17 protein-coding genes and 1 pseudogene are annotated in these 17,886 nt (G+C 32.7%); 13 read left to right on the top strand and 5 right to left on the bottom strand.

Annotated features, from left to right (window positions below):
- The first annotated feature begins 9 nt into the window (after positions 1–9).
- From J2S15_RS02145 to J2S15_RS02130, 4 genes are read left to right on the top strand one after another with little or no spacing between them, the layout of a single operon-like run.
- Positions 10–867: a pyocin knob domain-containing protein gene (locus tag J2S15_RS02145; protein WP_307405027.1), complete on the top strand. Its 858-nt coding sequence runs from the start codon at positions 10–12 to the stop codon at positions 865–867.
- Positions 868–894: 27 nt separating this feature from the next.
- Complete coding sequence (locus tag J2S15_RS02140) at positions 895–1,188, top strand: hypothetical protein (RefSeq protein WP_307405025.1); 294 nt, start codon at positions 895–897, stop codon at positions 1,186–1,188.
- Between the two features lie 12 nt (positions 1,189–1,200).
- Positions 1,201–1,551, top strand: a complete 351-nt coding sequence (locus J2S15_RS02135) for a hypothetical protein (RefSeq protein WP_307405024.1) — start codon at positions 1,201–1,203, stop codon at positions 1,549–1,551.
- A 42-nt stretch (positions 1,552–1,593) separates the two neighbouring features.
- Positions 1,594–2,331, top strand: a complete 738-nt coding sequence (locus J2S15_RS02130) for a hypothetical protein (RefSeq protein ID WP_307405021.1) — start codon at positions 1,594–1,596, stop codon at positions 2,329–2,331.
- Between the two features lie 55 nt (positions 2,332–2,386).
- Here the strand turns inward: J2S15_RS02130 and J2S15_RS02125 are convergent, their stop codons facing one another.
- Complete coding sequence (locus tag J2S15_RS02125) at positions 2,387–3,418, bottom strand: M42 family metallopeptidase (protein WP_307405019.1); 1,032 nt, start codon at positions 3,416–3,418, stop codon at positions 2,387–2,389.
- Between the two features lie 9 nt (positions 3,419–3,427).
- A complete protein-coding gene (gene pyrR, locus J2S15_RS02120) occupies positions 3,428–3,937 on the bottom strand; it encodes a bifunctional pyr operon transcriptional regulator/uracil phosphoribosyltransferase PyrR (RefSeq protein ID WP_307405017.1) in 510 nt (169 codons plus the stop codon).
- A gap of 95 nt (positions 3,938–4,032) precedes the next feature.
- Here pyrR and pflA point away from each other — a divergent pair, with 95 nt between their 5' ends.
- From pflA to J2S15_RS02085, 7 genes and pseudogenes are all read left to right on the top strand, one after another.
- The gene (gene pflA, locus J2S15_RS02115) at positions 4,033–4,761 is read left to right on the top strand and encodes a pyruvate formate-lyase-activating protein (protein ID WP_307405015.1); all 729 of its coding nucleotides are present in this window, start codon (positions 4,033–4,035) and stop codon (positions 4,759–4,761) included.
- Entirely contained in the window at positions 4,761–5,099 is a 339-nt protein-coding gene (locus J2S15_RS02110; protein ID WP_307405012.1) for a thioredoxin family protein, read from the top strand. Before pflA ends, J2S15_RS02110 begins: the two co-directional genes overlap by 1 nt.
- A gap of 106 nt (positions 5,100–5,205) precedes the next feature.
- A pseudogene (gene pflB, locus J2S15_RS02105) lies at positions 5,206–7,461 on the top strand (formate C-acetyltransferase).
- Positions 7,462–7,525: 64 nt separating this feature from the next.
- Complete coding sequence (locus J2S15_RS02100; protein ID WP_307405010.1) at positions 7,526–8,203, top strand: response regulator transcription factor; 678 nt, start codon at positions 7,526–7,528, stop codon at positions 8,201–8,203.
- Positions 8,190–9,206, top strand: coding sequence for a sensor histidine kinase (locus J2S15_RS02095; protein ID WP_307405008.1), 1,017 nt, complete (start codon positions 8,190–8,192; stop codon positions 9,204–9,206). Before J2S15_RS02100 ends, J2S15_RS02095 begins: the two co-directional genes overlap by 14 nt.
- A gap of 116 nt (positions 9,207–9,322) precedes the next feature.
- Positions 9,323–9,736 (top strand): DUF3788 family protein, encoded by a 414-nt coding sequence (locus tag J2S15_RS02090; RefSeq protein WP_307405006.1) that lies wholly within the window; start codon positions 9,323–9,325, stop codon positions 9,734–9,736.
- 63 nt (positions 9,737–9,799) lie between these two features.
- On the top strand, positions 9,800–11,056 hold the full coding sequence (locus tag J2S15_RS02085) for a neutral/alkaline non-lysosomal ceramidase N-terminal domain-containing protein (RefSeq protein ID WP_307405004.1): 1,257 nt from the start codon (positions 9,800–9,802) through the stop codon (positions 11,054–11,056).
- Between the two features lie 28 nt (positions 11,057–11,084).
- Here the strand turns inward: J2S15_RS02085 and J2S15_RS02080 are convergent, their stop codons facing one another.
- From J2S15_RS02080 to J2S15_RS02070, 3 genes are read right to left on the bottom strand one after another with little or no spacing between them, the layout of a single operon-like run.
- The gene (locus J2S15_RS02080) at positions 11,085–11,738 is read right to left on the bottom strand and encodes a PIG-L family deacetylase (RefSeq protein WP_307405002.1); all 654 of its coding nucleotides are present in this window, start codon (positions 11,736–11,738) and stop codon (positions 11,085–11,087) included.
- Entirely contained in the window at positions 11,731–12,687 is a 957-nt protein-coding gene (locus J2S15_RS02075) for a glycosyltransferase family 2 protein (protein ID WP_307405001.1), read from the bottom strand. Before J2S15_RS02075 ends, J2S15_RS02080 begins: the two co-directional genes overlap by 8 nt.
- Positions 12,671–15,142: a YfhO family protein gene (locus tag J2S15_RS02070; protein ID WP_307404999.1), complete on the bottom strand. Its 2,472-nt coding sequence runs from the start codon at positions 15,140–15,142 to the stop codon at positions 12,671–12,673. Before J2S15_RS02070 ends, J2S15_RS02075 begins: the two co-directional genes overlap by 17 nt.
- Before the next feature lie 137 nt (positions 15,143–15,279).
- On the opposite strand from J2S15_RS02070, the gene J2S15_RS02065 reads away from it, so the two are divergent.
- Together J2S15_RS02065 and J2S15_RS02060 are read left to right on the top strand one after the other, a co-directional pair.
- Positions 15,280–15,972, top strand: a complete 693-nt coding sequence (locus J2S15_RS02065) for a response regulator transcription factor (protein ID WP_307404998.1) — start codon at positions 15,280–15,282, stop codon at positions 15,970–15,972.
- Positions 15,965–17,809, top strand: a complete 1,845-nt coding sequence (locus J2S15_RS02060) for a HAMP domain-containing sensor histidine kinase (RefSeq protein WP_307404996.1) — start codon at positions 15,965–15,967, stop codon at positions 17,807–17,809. Before J2S15_RS02065 ends, J2S15_RS02060 begins: the two co-directional genes overlap by 8 nt.
- Positions 17,810–17,886 lie beyond the last annotated feature (77 nt).

Raw genomic sequence — 17,886 nt, 5'->3', positions numbered from 1 at the left:
GAGGAACTAATGGCAATATTAAAAATTAAAAATGAAACAACAAAAGAATGGGAAGATATAATTACGATTAAAGGTGATAAAGGTGATAAACCATCACATGAAATAGATGGAACAAAAATAAGATTTCAAAATCCTGATGGAACTTATGGTGAATGGATTGAGTTAGAGGTATTAACAGCAGAACAAGTTCCAACAGAAGATGGAAGTAATGTTCAAACTAAATTAAATAACTCATTTAATTTAGGTAATGATTCTCATGGAAATCCATATATGCAAAATATTAGAGGATATATACCTTTAGAAGGTAAATCCTTAGATAACGAAATTTATACAGGAATATATTATTGTAGTAATTGTATAAACAGACCAATAGAGATCAATGGATGGATGCAAGTGTTTGGAGGAGGTAATGATACGAAGCAAGTTTATCATTTAGTTGGAACAGCACAAGCAACTTTCACTAGATTGAAGATGAATGGAGTTTGGGGTGGATGGAAATTAGTAAGTGGGAAAATATTAATATTCAGTACATTGGCAAATACATTTACAGAAGGAAATACAATTTCATTAACACGGACTGAGTTAAATATGTATGACCGAATTAAGGTTCATGTGGCGACTACTGCTACGCCTTCATCAATTGCTGGTGTGATAGAATGCTCATATTTAGAAGATTTATTAAGTTATACTGGTTCTAATCCAATTAGTGGTACAACAACCGGTTCGGAATTGGGATTAGGAACTATAAAACTGTATGCAGGTGCTGTTAATTTAACAATACAAGTATGTAGATCGTTTCGCATAATTCCTAGCGCAGCTAGTGCTACACAAACATTGTGTATAAAGAAAATAGAAGGAATTGTTTAGGTGAAGTAAAAAAGGAAAAATAAAAAAATGAAAAACGCAGTAGAAATCATTCAGAATCTATTTCCGATTGTAATAATGGCAGTTTTGACATCTACATTAACCACAGTATCAACACAAGGCGTAAAAAACTTTTTCAATGTTGAATTGAAAGGAAATGTTGCTAGACTTGCAACAGTAGTAATTACTATTGTATGGAGTTACATTCTCACTGTTCACTATGGTGGTGGAACTATCACTGATTTTATATTGGTAGTGATAATGACGTTCTTAGGTGCTACAGGGATTTATGAGGTATTGATGCAAAAACAAAAAGAAGAATAGGAGAGGATAGAGTTGGGATTATTTGAATCAGTTATATTGGCAGTAGTTACTGCAGTATTAGGAGTTGTATCTTATATTGCGAAATGTATATACAATGATAATCAAAAGTTAAATAATCAACTGCAGTTAGAGAAATCAAGAAAAAAATTTGCTGTAGAAGCAGGATTGGCGTGTATATTACGAAGTGATTTAATGGATATGCATGAAAAGTATATTTCTCTAGGATATATAACGATACATGGGAAAGAGACTTGGGATAAAATGTATATCTCGTATCATGAATTAGGGGGCAATGGTTTAATTGAGGATTTTAATGACGATATACAAGAATTGTTGATTAGAAGATTACAAGGAGAGGCATAATGTCTCTCTTTATTTATTTGATAGAAAGGAGATAGAGATTATATGAGTAATATTATGACACCACATGAGTTTTATTTAAAAACAATCGGTAAAGCAATTGATCGTGATGGTTATTATGGTGCACAGTGTTGGGATTTATTTGACTATTTTAATGGTCTTATGGGATATCCTAGAATTAATTGTACTACTACAGGGTATGTAAAGGACATTGCAAATAATATGAATTCAAATGGAATTTTGAAAAATTATGATTCGGTTGCGAAAGATGAACATATGCAAGATGGAGATTGGATTGTTTGGGGAGAAGTGCCTCAATCACCATACAGTCATATTGCAATGATTCGTAAAATTGATGGTAAAGATTCACTACGTAGTGGAGAATATATTGTTACTGTGTTGGGTCAGAATCAGGCAGGTACACAAAAGGCAACACAGATACAAATGAGTACATATGGTGTCTTAAGGATATTTAGACCCAAAGCATATGTGAAAGAAGTAACTCAAGTCAAAGATCTAGGGTATCTTACTATTCCTAAATCTGGAACATTTCAGTTTAGTGTAGATAGTGTTAGAATTCGTACAAAACCAAGCACTCAAGGAGTAGTAGTGAAGAATGCTAAAAATGAAGAATTGTGTTATGGAAGTGGAATGAAAGTAAATTATGTTAATTATCATCATGCAGATGGATATACTTGGATTGAGTATAATCGATCTGTTGGTGGAAAAGCCTATGTTGCTATTTGTGATAAGAATGGTAATAGTTGGGGGAAAGTATTATAACAAGTTATGTATATAAAAATGCTCACAGATAATTTCTGCGAGCATTTTTTCTTGTTTATTTTTGTAAGTAAAGCATTACTAACTTCATTGCATTTTCAATTGCTTGATAATGGGTTCTTTCCATTCCATGACTTGCATGAACACCTGGACCAATTAATGCACCTTTGATATTGTTACCACCACGAAGAGCAGCACTTACATCGCTACCGTAGTAAGGATAGATATCAACTGCATAACTTAACTTGTTATCTTTTGATAAGTTAATCAAGTTCGTTGTCATATCGTAATCGTAAGGCCCTGACGAGTCTTTTGCACAAATTGATACATCATACTCAGTACAAGCCAAATCGAGTCCTATACACCCCATATCGACTGCTAAGGCTTCATTGATATCATTTGGGATTGAAGCAGCACCATGACCTACTTCTTCATAAGTAGAGAAAATAAATGTTGTTTTATCTTCAATTGTCAGTTTGTTAGTTTTAATAGATTCTAGTACTCCCATTAATAATGAAACACTAATCTTATCATCTAAGAAACGTGATTTCACAAATCCACTCTCAGTGATTTGAACTTTTGGGTCAATTGCTACAATATCACCATTCTGAATACCTAACTTTTCAACATCTTCCTTCGTCTTCACAACTTCATCAATACGAACAATCATATTTTCAATTTTACGTTCTTTGGTAGATGCATCCGGATATACATGAACTGCAGGAACATCTGCTAGGATAGTTCCTGTATACACTTTTTTATCACGGGTAATAATGCGGCAATATTCAGCATCTAAAGTAGGAATGATAGGTCCACCTAAGTTGGTTAGAGCCAATGTTCCATCACTATTGATTGAACGAACCATTAAGCCTAAAGTATCCACATGTGCCAATACAGCACGGTGTCTTTCATTATTTTTACCTTCTACGCTAACCATTAAGTTGCCTTTTTCATTTCTAAAAGATTCATAACCTAATGATGATAATTCTTTTTCTAAGAATTCAGTTGCACCTTTGGTGTAACCAGTAGGTGAATCAATTGATAATAAATTCTTCGCAATATCTAATACATAATCTTTATTGAATTTCATAAGTCTCCTTTACTTGATGATATAAATACCATCTTCTCCATCAATTTCATGAACTTTTACTTTAATGTTTTCTTCCAGTGAACTAGGAATATTCTTTCCAACATAATCAGCGCGAATCGGGAGTTCACGATGTCCACGATCTACAAGAACCGCTAACTGTATTTCTTTTGCTCGACCAAAATGCATAATTGCATCCATCGCAGCACGTACCGTTCTACCTTTGAATAGTACATCATCCACAAGAATTACTTTCTTATCTTTGATGTCCAACTGTTGAGTAGGTTGTTCTTTTCTGATAATATCATCACGCCAGGGATATACATTCAAAGAAAAACACTCAACTTGAGTACCTTCTACCTGCTGAATGGTTTCTTGAAGTCGTTTTGCCAGATAGATACCACGGGTTTCAATACCTACCAAAACAATATCCTGTGTTCCTTTGTTATGTTCAAGGATTTCATGGGTAATACGAATAAGGGATCTTCGCATTCCATTTTCATCAATAATCTGTTTTATCATAGTATAAGTATAAAAGATAAAACCTAAAAATACAAATATCAGAGGTCATTTTCTCCAAGGAATTTTCAAAGCTGTGATATAATACAAACGAGGTGATGAAATTGGCAAAAATTCATTCTTTTGAAAGCTTTGGAACCGTTGATGGACCAGGAGTGCGATTTATCGTTTTCCTACAGGGGTGTCCACTTCGCTGTTTGTACTGTCATAATCCAGATACATGGAAAATGAATGGTGGAAAAGACTACAGTGCAGAAGAAGTGTTCCAGCAAATCCAGAAATACTATAATTATATCAAGGATGGAGGAGTCACGATTAGTGGTGGAGAGCCACTATTACAAATTGATTTCGTGATTGAACTGTTTAAGAAGTTAAAAAAAGCAGGTTTACATACTTGTATTGATACTTCAGGAATTACATTTCAGGAAGACAATCCTGAAGTACTAGAGAAATTTCTAACCTTATTGGAATACACCGATTTATTTCTACTTGATATCAAGCAGATTGATGACAAGAAACACCAGATATTAACTGGACAAAGTAATACGAAGCCAAAGGCTTTTTTATCGTTCTTAAATGAACATAAAAAACCAGTTTGGATTCGTTATGTATTAGTACCAGGGTATAGTGATGATGAACAGGACATCATACATTTACATGAGTTCTTAAATCAGTTTGAGAATATAGAAAAAGTCGAAGTTCTGCCTTACCATACGATGGGAAAGGTAAAGTATGAAGCAATGGATATGGAGTATCCTTTGGAAGGTGTAAATCCACCAAGCAAAGATGCAGTAAAGAAGACGAAAGAAATCTTAGGAGTAAAGTAATGTTAACAAACGAGAATTTTAAAAATGTACTAGGAAAGGAAGACTTCTGTCTGGTTTTGATTACTGGTGATGGCTGTGCAAACTGCTCAGTGATGGCCCCTATCGTAAACAGTATGGCAGATAAATTTAATAATCTTAGTACTTATATAGTAGATATCAATCAAAGCAATTATCAGATCAATGAATACTATGAAGTGGAGGTTGTCCCTACGGTCTTGTTTCTTCATAAAGGAGAGCTAGTTTCTAAAGTAAAAGGCTATCAGCCAGAAGAAATTTTAGAGATTTATATCGATTGCAAAATGAAAGAATTTGTTGAGCAAAAAGACTACGCAAATTGATGACAAGAAATGCGTATTGTGTTATAATTCATGCGTGAGTCAATACATTCGTTTTCGTGAGTCAAACGAATTGCTAAATTAGCAACTTAAGAAAAGAGGTAATGTAATGTATAAAGGCTGGGACGGATTTAAGTCTGGAAAATGGAGTAAAGAAATCGATGTTCGTGATTTCATCCAAAAGAACTATGAACCTTATGAAGGTGATGACAGTTTTTTAGCGGCACCAACAGAAGCAACTAAGAAATTATGGGACCAAGTTCTGGATTTGAATCAACAAGAAAGAGACGCTGGTGGGGTACTTGATGCCGATACAAAAGTTGTATCATCATTAACTTCTCATGGCGCAGGGTATTTAGACAAAAACTTAGAAACAATTGTTGGTTTCCAAACGGATAAACCATTCAAACGTTCTTTGCAACCGTTTGGTGGAATTCGTATGAGCGAATCAGCATTGAAAGCTTATGGATTTGAAATTGATCCAGAAGTAGTTGAAGTATTTACGAAATATCGTAAAACACACAACCAGGGGGTTTTTGATGCTTATACACCAGAAATGAGACGTGCACGTACATGTGGTATCATCACAGGATTACCAGATGCGTATGGACGAGGAAGAATCGTTGGGGATTATCGTCGTGTTGCACTATATGGTGTAAATTATCTTATTAAAGATAAACAAGATTTATTAAACAGCGTTTTATTGGGTTCAATGACAGAAGAAAGAATCCGTGAACGTGAAGAAGTTTCCGAACAAATTAGAGCACTTACTGCTTTGAAAGAAATGGCAATGATCTATGATTGCGACATTTCTGAACCGGCTACAACAGCACAGGAAGCCATTCAAGCAGTATACTTTGGATATTTAGCAGCAGTAAAAGATCAAAATGGAGCTGCTATGTCACTTGGACGTACATCAACGTTCTTGGATATTTATATTCAACGTGATATTGATAATGGAGTTATTGATGAATCTCAAGCACAGGAGATGATGGATCACTTTATTATGAAATTACGTTTAGTAAAATTCATGAGAACACCTGATTACAACGAGTTATTCTCAGGAGACCCAACTTGGGTAACTGAATCAATTGGTGGTATGGGACTAGATGGTAGAACATTAGTTACTAAGAACTCATTTCGTGTATTACATACATTAGTGAACTTAGGACCAGCACCAGAGCCAAACCTGACAGTATTATGGTCAACTCGTCTGCCAAACGAGTTCAAACGTTTCTGTGCAAAGATCTCAATTGAAACAAGTTCAATTCAATATGAAAATGATGATCTAATGCGCATTGAAATGGGAGATGACTACTGTATTGCATGTTGTGTATCTTGTATGAAAGTTGGTAAAGATATGCAGTTCTTTGGGGCACGTGCAAACTTGGCAAAATGTTTATTATATGCAATCAATGGTGGAGTGGACGAAAAGAAAAAAGTTCAGGTATCACCAAGAATGGAACCGATTACTTCTGAGTACTTAGACTATGATGAAGTAATGAGTAAATATCATCAGATGATGAGCTGGTTAGCAGAACTGTATGTAAATACACTAAATGTTATCCACTACATGCATGATAAATATTCATATGAAGCACTAGAAATGGCACTACATGATCAAGATGTAAGACGTTTCTTTGCTACAGGTATTGCTGGACTTTCAGTAGTTGCAGATTCTCTTTCTGCAATTAAATATGCGAAAGTAAAAGCAATTCGTGATGAAGATGGAATTGTAGTAGACTATGAAATCGAAGGTGATTTTCCTAAATACGGAAACAATGACGACCGTGTAGATGATATTGCAGCAAGTCTTGTAAAAACATTTATGAATATGATTAAAGAACATAGAACTTACCGTGGTGGAGTTCCTTCAATGAGTATTCTTACAATTACTTCAAATGTTGTATATGGTAAGAAAACAGGAAATACACCTGATGGAAGAAAAGCTGGAGAACCATTTGCACCTGGGGCAAACCCAATGCATGGTAGAGATTCATCTGGTGCGGTAGCATCACTGGAATCAGTAGCGAAGTTACCATATGAATACTCTAGAGATGGTATCTCTAATACGTTCTCAATTATTCCTGAAGCATTAGGAAAAGACGACGAGTAAGCGGAGGTAATGAACATGAAAGATAGAGTAGATAACTTAGTTACAATGATTGATGGATATACAACAAGTGGTGGTCACCATTTAAATGTTAACGTATTTAACCGTGAAACATTATTGGATGCACAAAAACATCCGGAAAAATATCCACAATTAACAATTCGTGTATCTGGATATGCTGTTAATTTCAACAAGCTATCTAAAGAACAACAGGATGATGTAATTCATCGTACAATGCACGATGGAATGTAAGATGAGGAGTTGGTAGAAAATACCAACTCTTTTTTTTATTGCTATAATCTTATATAATGTACTTATGTATAAAATTGCAATTATTGAGGATGATTTAAATATTAGAAATGAACTGGCACAATTCTTAAACAAGAATGGTTATGAAGCATTGCTGTTTGATAACTTTGAGGATATTGTTGCTAGTGTTTTAAATGCGAATCCACATCTGATTTTATTGGATTTAAACTTGCCAGTATTTGATGGTTATTACATCTGCAGAGAAATTAGAAAAGTATCGGAAGTGCCAATTATGATTGTAACCAGTAAAACAAGTGAAATTGATGAACTGATGAGTATGAACTTAGGTGCGGATGATTTTGTAAGTAAACCTTATAACTTACAGATTCTGTTAGCTAGAATTGAGCGCTTGATTATGCGTGTGTATAAAAATCAGACATCTAATATCTTGTATTTGGGTGAATGTGTACTAGATATTAGTAAGAATACATTTCAGTATCAACAGCAAACAATTGAACTCACTAAGAATGAATTTCGGATTCTTCATTGTTTGATTAAACGTAAGAATGAAATTGTCAGTCGTGATGAAATTATGAGTGATATGTGGGATGGAGATCTGTTTGTGGATGATAATACATTAACCGTAAATATTAATCGATTACGTAAAAAATTAGAGGGAATCGGATTGGATGAATTAATCCAAACCAAACGTGGATTGGGGTATATTGTCTATGAAACTCTCTAAATATTTATCATCAAAATTTTATGTAATCGCTTTAGCTCTCATTGTGACGTTAATTGAAGTAACTTTTTTTGTGGCTTCAGGTAATAATATTGATACTATTTTATTTTTTACTATCTTACTTTGGGTACTGATCGGATGTATATTATTTATTGACTATTATATGAAAGCATCGTTTTATAAACGATTAACAGAAACCTTTGATAAATTAGATAAAAAATATCTTGTCCATGAAATGGTGAAGGAACCTGATTTTCTGGAAGGAAAAATTTTATATGATATCTTACAGGATTTGGATAAGAATATCCATGATAGTATCAATGAATATGCAATCCGTGAAAAAGAATATAAAGAATATATTGAACTATGGGTTCATGAAGTAAAGACGCCACTTGCAGCAGCGAAGCTGATTAGTGAAAATAATAAAAGCTCAGAAATGATTAAGATAGAAAAAGAGTTGGAACGAATTGATGGGTTTGTGGAACAGGCATTGTTTTATGCTCGAAGTACAAGTGTGGAAAAAGATTATGTATTAAAAGAATACAAACTTACAGATATTGTGAATCCAATTATTCGTAAACATAAGGAAACCTTTATTTATAAGAAAATAAAAGTAGAACTAAATAATTTAGATACGCTTGTATATACGGATGAAAAATGGATGATTTTTATTATTAATCAATTAATTGATAATGCTTTGAAGTATGTAAATGAAAATGGAATAATTCAACTTTCTGCGACAGTAGAGAAAGAAAATACGATTCTATATATAAAAGATAATGGAATCGGTATTACCAATAAGGATGTGAAACGGGTGTTTGAACGTGGGTTTACTGGAGATAATGGGCGTCAATATTCTAAATCTACAGGAATGGGATTGTATCTGTGTAAACGGCTTTGTGAGAAGTTATATGTAGGTCTTGAACTGGATTCAACCCAAAACGAAGGGACAACAGTGAAACTGATTTTTCCATTAAGCAGTATGATTCAATTAAAAGGTAAGTAATATCAGTGAACGTATCAAGTATCACTGATTTATTTATAATTTATTAGTAATCACATAATATAAACTAATAGTAGTGATATAATTGGTGAAATAACAACTAGGTAAAGGAGAAAAAGATGGAACCAGTATTTGTAGACAAGGCAGTGATGCCAACAGAGGAGATGTTGAAGAATACCTTGGGTGGAAGTTATCGTGTATTAACATCATTAAAAGAACGTAGTGATGAATATGGTGATATTACCTATGAATGGAAAATGTATTCAAAGAAATCAGGATGGACACAGTTAGTAAAGCAGAAGAAACGAACTTTATTTTATATTCTTCCTAGAGAGAATTATTTTGAAGTATCATTTGTTTTTGGTGATCGCGCAGTAGAAGCACTTGAAGCAAGTGAACTTGCAGATAATTTAAAAAAGGAATTGCGTGAAGCACGCAAATATATGGAAGGTAGAGGGATAAGCATTTCTTTACAGGCAGATAGTAATCTGAAAGATGTGCTTTTACTTTTAAAAGCAAAAGTAGAAATATAAAGATTAGTATAAATGAATTTGAAAACTACAGAATTATTTGCAATGAGTTAGGAAGGTGAAAGAATGAAGGTAGGATTTTCAAAAGTAGAAATCACACCAGATGTTGGTGTGCCTTTAGCGGGTTATTTAAAACCTCGAATCTCAGAGGGGGTACATTCTCCTTTGTATGCAAGAGCATTGGTTATGAAGAACTGGGGGAAATCATATTTATGGTTATCTCTGGATCTGATTGCCATTGATCATAATTTTATGGTGATGTTGAAGGACGAATTAGATGTTCGTCATTTCCGTTTTCATGATGTGGAAGTATTTGCTACACATACCCATTCAGGTCCACAAGGAACTTGTGAGAGTGGGGCGTTTAAAGAAGTGTTTGGAGATTATAATAGAGAATACTTACGACATGTGGTAATGCGTTGTATGCATGCCGTAAAAGAAGCAACGATAGATTTATCGAAGTTTGAAGTAAGAGTTGGACAATGTGATGTAGAGGGTGTTGCAGCAAGTCGTCACAGTGAAGATGTGAAAGTACCTAATAAATTAACTACTATCTTGTGTTCAAGAAATAAACGAGAAGATATACTGTTGTATCATTTTGCATGTCATCCAACGATTCTGCATGATGATAATGTGGATATCTCATCTGACTTTGTTGGCGAAGTAGAAAATCAACTAACTCAGGATTATCAGAATGTAATGTTCTTAAATGGATCTTGTGGAAATATCAGTACAAGATTTACAAGAGAGAGTGCATCAAAAGATGAGGTTGTTCGTTTAGCATCTATTCTAGTTGAAAAGATTTGCGTTTCATTGCAAAATGCTAAACCATTTGATATTAATAAGTATCATGCTTCGCATTATTCTTATGATATGAAAAAGAAGAAGTTGGGAACACTTGAAGAAGCTGAGAAACTCTTAGATGAGGCGAAGGTGGCTTTAGAGAAGGGAATTGAAAGTGGGTTGGAACCACAGGCGATACGCCTGTTAGAATCGCTCTATGAAGGCGCTAAAGCAAATTATCTGTTAGTTGAACATGATGATGGATCACTTACTCATGAGGTTCACTTATCAATTATTAAATTGAATAAATTTATGGTTATTTGTATTCCAGCAGAATTGTTTTCTACTTTGGAGGAACAAATTGAATGTGAGAACTGTATTGTTGTTAATTATGCAAATGGTTATCATGCATATTTTGCAGATGAAGATGCATATGAACATGGATATTATGAATCACATATGAGTTATTATGAAAAAGGTGAAAGTGAAAAATTAATTCATTATATCAATAAGAAAATTGATGAAATAAATAAGCGATAAGGAAAAGGAACTGATTCAGGTCAGTTCCTTATTTTTGGTATGGTACCAATTCTTCATAATCTAGAATATGATGCAGTTTATTAACTGTCTTCAGTTGTGAAGAATATACAGTAAGCAATTTTACTTTTTCTTTCGATTGCTCTTTATTTAGTGTTTTAGTATGACCTGCTTCATTTTTAGCTTTGAAGTAATCTCCAAAGTAATAAAGTTGGTCATCTTTGTTTTGTTGTGTTACTAGTTTCGTTACAATTTCATTGGTTTTTTTATGTTGGATATGCCCATATTCACCTTTAGGATTATGAGTAACAATTTTTCCCCATTCTCTACTGGCAATAATATTATTTAGTTCTTCCTCAATATCACTTCCTACACTTGACCAATCATCACGTTCACCATTCGTTTTATCTGGATAAGACAGCATAACCCCTGTATTACCAGTTACTTCCAGCATTTTCTCAAATTCTTGTTTTCTAACTTCATTATTACCATTGGTAATACATACAATATGATAAGAGTTATTTAGAATTTCATTGCCTGCAAAGATACTTTCATCGTCTGGATGAGCTACTATCATTAGATTAACATTATCTTTCGAAGAGGAACTTGCAGTAACTTCATATGTCAATAATGAAAATAAGATGGCAAAAGGGAGAACAAGAACAAATAATCGTTTTTTAGACATGATGAGTGTTACTCTCTTTCACAATATAAATAGGTCTTTTTTTGTTTTCCAGATAATCCTTTGAAAGATATTGTCCAAGAATTGATACAAAAATCATTTGCAGACTGCTAACCAATAATATAACTTCCATTAGCACATAGGTTCCACTTACATGGTTTTGCAGCAGTAATTGAAATAGTAGGTATCCTCCAAAAAAGAATGAGACAACTAGTAATAAGACACCAATAATTCCAGCAAGTTTTAATGGCTTTGTAGAGAAAGAAACAATTCCTTCCATTGCATAGCCAAACAAACTTTTAAAACTCCATTTTGTTTCTCCAGCTACTCGTTCTGTATTGTTGAATGGAATCCATTTTGTATCGAAACCAACAAATGAGAAGATTCCTTTCATATAACGATTATATTCCTGGATTTGTAGAATTGCATCTACCATTACTCGACTCATCATTCGAAAATCACCTGCACCATCACTCATATCCATGTTAGTTAAGCGCTGAATTACTTTATAGAAGGAACGTGATAGAAAATTACGTAGTTTACCTTCTCCCTCACGATCCATTCGCTTGCCAGCACAGCAATCGTATTGTTCTACTTTTAATGCATAATACATATCTTTTAGTAATTTAGGAGGATGCTGCAAATCTGCATCCATAATAACGCAATAATCACCAGTCGCTTTTTGTAGCCCTGCAAACATTGCAGCTTCTTTCCCAAAGTTTCTAGAGAATGAATAATAGTTACAATTATCATCTTGTATTGATAACTCTTTTAATACACTGATGGTACGATCATTACTACCATCATCGACAAAAATAAACTCATACTCTGTTCCATCTATTTGATGCAATTCTTTCATTGTTTCTTTGTAGAATAATGGTAATGATTCCTCTTCATTAAAACAAGGAACAATAATACTAATTTTATCTAATTTATTAATTGTTGTTTTCATAATAACCCCTTCTTTCTATAATAATGTAAGCAGCAACAAGTATGATCGCAACCACACTTACAGTGGCACCAATTGATTTTCCTGGTGCAGTAAATTTAATTTCAATTTCATGTTTTCCTTCACTTATTGAAAAGCCAAGGAATGCTTTATTAACGGTTTCATATTCTTGTTTCTTACCATCCACATAAACTTCATATCCATTTTGCATTGGTAAGGATGTAATGAAGTAACCAGCTTCTTCTACATCTATTGACCCCTTTAATATACTGTCTGATTTAATTGTATCTAATGCAGTAATTGAATCTTTCTTTTGCGTACTATAGGGAAGTTCATAAATTGATATATTTTCCAATGTATATTCTCCTTTAGAAAAGGTAATGTTTAAAGTATCAATAGCTTCATCAGCAGATAGAATATAAGTAAAGGTTGTATTGTTATTAGGATAAGGTGCATTCTTACTTGATAACTTATTTGTAACCCCATTGATGCTGATTGATAAATCTTTTGTTTTGATATTACTGATATCCTTCACATCAAACTGAATTAATAACATCTTATTTTCTAGAGTTTCATCAGCCTGTAATTTCAGCTTGCTTTTATCTGAACTATCAATTTTGATCTTATCATCTAACATTGAATAGCTAAGTGTATCGTCTTTACTGACTTCATTAAAAGTAGTGTTAGTTTTTGTTATAGTGCTTTTACTTGGTGTCTTAGAACTGTTATTTACAATCGTATAACGGTATAGAGCATCCAGACTATTAGGATATGTCAGTTCATTATACGTTTGTTCACTAATAACGTTGGAAGTAGCATAAGCAATTGGAAGCACATTTTCATTTTCTAATAAGCGAATCTTTCCATTTTCACATACTGTTTTATATCCATATGGTGTGTAATTCTTATTGGTATAAAGATAACGAACTGCCATTAACTCTTGAAATATATAATTATTCTGCAGACTTGTAATGACACGATTTCTTGTCGGTATTGCATTATACGCAATATCATAGAAGAATTTATTGTAAATTGAATTGTTAATTGATGTATACATCGTTGTACGTTTCATATCAGTTGCTGCATAGTTTACATTTGATAGTGTGTAACGAATATCATCAAAACGATAATTGCTGTCAAATGTATAATTGCTTAGGGTTTGGTCTTCTTTTATACTTGTTGCATTCTGATAACTTTTCTTTGTTACATAATCTTCCATAGCATTGTTTTCCATACATACTACAAGTGGATAACTAATACATAAAAGTAAAGTAATTGGTCTCTTTGTAATATGATAAAGAATTAACACAAGTAGGCATATGACTATATCAGTGACAATAACACTTAAGTTATCGCTAAGCAGTAGTGGTAAAAAGAAGAGTAATATCCAAGGATGGAACTTTTCTATTGGATGTTTGATTAAGTCATTTATGGAATGTGCAATTACAAATAATAGTAAAGGTAGAAAGGTAATAAATATTTTAGCTCGTAAGTACAATGTTCCATTTAACAGGTAAGTAACAATAGGCAAGGTTAGACACAACATCAATCCAATACTTAAGTATCGATTCTTTTTATTTCGTAATCCTAAACATAAGCCAATCCAGGCAATCATTGTAAGTCCCATTCCATATTTGTCATACAGAAGATTCTTATAACTGATATCTGGGATAAGAATATTAGGATCAAATATACCATCGCATCTTGAATGTTCTAATAATACAAGACCTGTGGGTAGTAATAGAATTACGCTTATCATAATTCCTAACAAAATACAGATAATAAATTTCCATAATAGTTTTCGATCTTCTTTTCGCTTGAGCGAATAATTATAAGTATAGAAGTTATATAGAAAATAAATTCCTAATACAAAGAAACTACTTACTGAGAAAAAGAAACTATGAAGAATGATAAGCATGCTACTTATAATTAATGGATACGAGCATTTCTTTGTAAATATTCGATCAATAAAAATCATTGATAGTATTAAATAAGGCATATAGTTCACAAACATAATCTGTCTGTGTGAGTGAAAGACAAAAGATGATAGTGCAAGTAAGGCAACAGCAATCAGTGCTGGAATCATATCTATCTTATGTTGCTTTAAGAAGTAATATAGAAGATTCAAACTTAGAATAAAGTTGAATATCATATAGGTAATAATAATGTCCTTCATTGCTACTGCAGGTAATAATAATGATAATAAAAGGTCTGGTCGAAACAAGCCATAGTAGGAAAAGGCATATATGTTTTGTCCACCACCAAGTAAATCTACATAATCATAAAATAATCCATGTTCATAAATTGAAGTACGCAAGGTATCAGCTATTTGTACATGTTGGGAAAACCAATCAGTAGAAGAACCAAAAATAGATTCTTTGGGTATTAATAATAGAATAAAGAATACTCCTATTATGGTTATTGAAAAGTGAACTATAATCTCTTTTTGCTTTTTCATAAACTTCCTCCGCTGTGACCATTATGTCACTCAATACTTAAGAATCGGTTAAAGCAAATCTTAAGAAATCTTAAAAATCTCTTAATAATCTTATTAATGTTGTATAATCAAAGCAGATATAAGTGGAGAGATATCATATGAAAAAAACAAAAATTTTAGTCGCAGATGACAATCCGGAGATTAGAGAAGTTATTTCAGTACTTCTTGGAAGTGAAGGCTATGAGATTGTTGAAGCGAAAGATGGAGATGAAGCAACACAAAAAGCAGATGAAACAATTGATCTGTTTATTTTAGATATAATGATGCCAAAGATGAATGGTTATCAGGCATGTGTGGAAATTCGTAAAAAGAATAAAGCCCCAATTTTATTTTTAAGTGCACGAGGAGCCGAAAGTGATAAGACATTAGGATTTTCATCTGGTGCAGATGATTATTTGACAAAACCATTCTTATATAATGAATTAACAGCAAGAGTAAAGGCAATGCTTCGTCGTTATTATGTTTATCAGGGAAAAGGTGAGGCAGAAGAACAAGTGATGCAGTTTGGTCCTTTAACAATTGATGAAAGCAAAGAAAAAGTACTGATGGATGGAAATGAAATTGAATTAACCGATATTGAGTATCGAATGTTGCATTTACTTGCTACACATCCTCAACAAATTTTCTCAGTAGAACATATTTATGAAACGATATGGCAAGAACCTTATTACTATAATGCAAATAATACAGTGATGGTGCATATGCGTAATTTAAGAAAGAAAATTGAGAAGAATCCACAAAAACCACAAATCATTAAGAACGTGTGGGGAAAGGGGTACCGTTTTGAGTAAACGTGCAAAAACTGTCCTTAAAATTTACCTATCTATCTTTATTGGCGTCGTCTGTTTCTTTGTTGCTTATGCTTATCGAAATGATGCATTAATGTATATCACGAAAGAAGATTATAGTAAATACATGGTTAGTGATAAGACTATTGAGGAATTAAGAATAGAGTTACAGAATTATACTATAGAGGACAAAAGTTATAATGATATTGATAAAATACTCGAAGAGAAATTGGGAACTTATTCTTATACTTTGTCAGATTCAAAATATACAGGAGTCTTTTTCCTGAAAGAAGATGCATACCAATACTGGTATCCTTTTGGCGAAAAGGCATTCAAAGATCAATCAATTGAATTCGAAGATGGTTCCCTAGGAACCTTGACTGTTCGTGCAAACTTTAACCCTTTCTATCATACATATGTAATTATTATAGCCATTGGTGCAGTAGTAATTGTTGGCTTATGTTATCTTATATTAACGCTTATTGAACGAAAGAAAATTTTAAAAAGAATATTCAAAAAAATTGAAGGGTTTAGATTTATGAATAAACTATCAATCCAGTTGATATTAATAAATTTGATTGCTGGAATTGTTGCAGTTTCACTGTATTTTATCATGTATGAACATCGATATGCGTTCTTTGGATTTTTGAGAGATAATATTGTAGAAGAAGATATGAATACAATGATGGAAAACATTAATGAAGAAACAAAGGATATAGAATTAAATGATTTAAACTATAATCAAATACGTAAAATAATGGATAAGCATCAAAGTGATTATACAGATGTAATTTTGTATTCGAATAATGAGATTTTCTATGCTAATACAAATAGCTACAGTTATGAGTCATCAATTGAAGGAAGTTTTTCTAATCTTGCAACAATAAGTTCACCATTGTATCGAACATATATGTTGGATTTTGAAAATACACAATCATTGGTACTTGTTTATTCCTATCCTTTATACCAATATGTATTACCATATATATTTGCGATTATCGCAATTGCAATATCATTCTATATTATTCCATTCCTATGGTTTATCCAAAGCAAGGTAAGAGCAATTCGAAAAATGCAGGAAGATGTTGAAGTATTAGCTAGTGGAACTTTAGAACATCCAGTGAGTATTGTAGGTAATGATGAAATAAGTGAATTAGGAAAAGATCTGAATATTATGCGAGAATCTTTTTTAGAGAGTATGAAAAGTGAAATGAGAATGCGAGAATCAAATAAAGACTTAATTACATCAATGTCTCATGATTTGAGAACACCGCTCACTTCATTGATGGGATATTTGGATATCTTACGATTAAAAAAAGGGGATCCAACCCAAAACGAACAATATCTGGATAAAGCAATGGATAAAGTACAGCAGATACGCACATTATCGGATGAGATGTTTGAATACTTTCTTGTATATGGTCAAGATGAAAAGATTGATTTAAAACCTGAGTGTATTAGTGAATGGGAAGCATATATTGAGGAAAGTGCACAACTGTTAAGATTACAAGGGTATGATGTAATCGTAAAGTTTGATGTGGAAGATATAAACTTAGATATGAATATGCGTCTGATGAAGCGAGCAGTTGATAATCTGTTTTCAAATGTTTTGAAATATGCAGATTCTAAATATCCGATTTTGATTATGAGTGAAGTAAGAAAAGGGAACTATCAGTTCCATATGAGTAATTCAAAATTAGAAAAAACAGAAGATATTGAAAGTAATCATATTGGTTTAAAAAGTGTTGAGAAAATCATTCAGATTCACGGCGGTGAATTTGTAGTTAGAAATAAAGATGACTTTATGATTATGATTCAAATTCCGATTCAAAAAGATTGAGCGTAACCTCAATCTTTTTTGTGACAATTATCGCTTAGAAACTAGATTTATTTGCTTATTTGCGTTATATTGTTAGT

This window comes from Breznakia pachnodae (assembly GCF_030814225.1).
Lineage (GTDB): Bacteria > Bacillota_I > Bacilli_A > Erysipelotrichales > Erysipelotrichaceae > Breznakia > Breznakia pachnodae.
The sequence above is the reverse complement of the archived record's forward strand: the minus strand, read 5'-3'. Positions and strand labels throughout refer to the sequence as shown.

Coding starts and splice junctions, on each gene's coding strand:
- J2S15_RS02145 (WP_307405027.1), top strand. CDS start 10: ATGGCAATATTAAAAATTAAAAATGAAACAACAAAAGAATGGGAAGAT.
- J2S15_RS02140 (WP_307405025.1), top strand. CDS start 895: ATGAAAAACGCAGTAGAAATCATTCAGAATCTATTTCCGATTGTAATA.
- J2S15_RS02130 (WP_307405021.1), top strand. CDS start 1,594: ATGAGTAATATTATGACACCACATGAGTTTTATTTAAAAACAATCGGT.
- J2S15_RS02125 (WP_307405019.1), bottom strand. CDS start 3,418: ATGAAATTCAATAAAGATTATGTATTAGATATTGCGAAGAATTTATTA.
- pyrR (WP_307405017.1), bottom strand. CDS start 3,937: ATGATAAAACAGATTATTGATGAAAATGGAATGCGAAGATCCCTTATT.
- pflA (WP_307405015.1), top strand. CDS start 4,033: ATGAAATTGGCAAAAATTCATTCTTTTGAAAGCTTTGGAACCGTTGAT.
- J2S15_RS02110 (WP_307405012.1), top strand. CDS start 4,761: ATGTTAACAAACGAGAATTTTAAAAATGTACTAGGAAAGGAAGACTTC.
- J2S15_RS02100 (WP_307405010.1), top strand. CDS start 7,526: ATGTATAAAATTGCAATTATTGAGGATGATTTAAATATTAGAAATGAA.
- J2S15_RS02095 (WP_307405008.1), top strand. CDS start 8,190: ATGAAACTCTCTAAATATTTATCATCAAAATTTTATGTAATCGCTTTA.
- J2S15_RS02090 (WP_307405006.1), top strand. CDS start 9,323: ATGGAACCAGTATTTGTAGACAAGGCAGTGATGCCAACAGAGGAGATG.
- J2S15_RS02085 (WP_307405004.1), top strand. CDS start 9,800: ATGAAGGTAGGATTTTCAAAAGTAGAAATCACACCAGATGTTGGTGTG.
- J2S15_RS02080 (WP_307405002.1), bottom strand. CDS start 11,738: ATGTCTAAAAAACGATTATTTGTTCTTGTTCTCCCTTTTGCCATCTTA.
- J2S15_RS02075 (WP_307405001.1), bottom strand. CDS start 12,687: ATGAAAACAACAATTAATAAATTAGATAAAATTAGTATTATTGTTCCT.
- J2S15_RS02070 (WP_307404999.1), bottom strand. CDS start 15,142: ATGAAAAAGCAAAAAGAGATTATAGTTCACTTTTCAATAACCATAATA.
- J2S15_RS02065 (WP_307404998.1), top strand. CDS start 15,280: ATGAAAAAAACAAAAATTTTAGTCGCAGATGACAATCCGGAGATTAGA.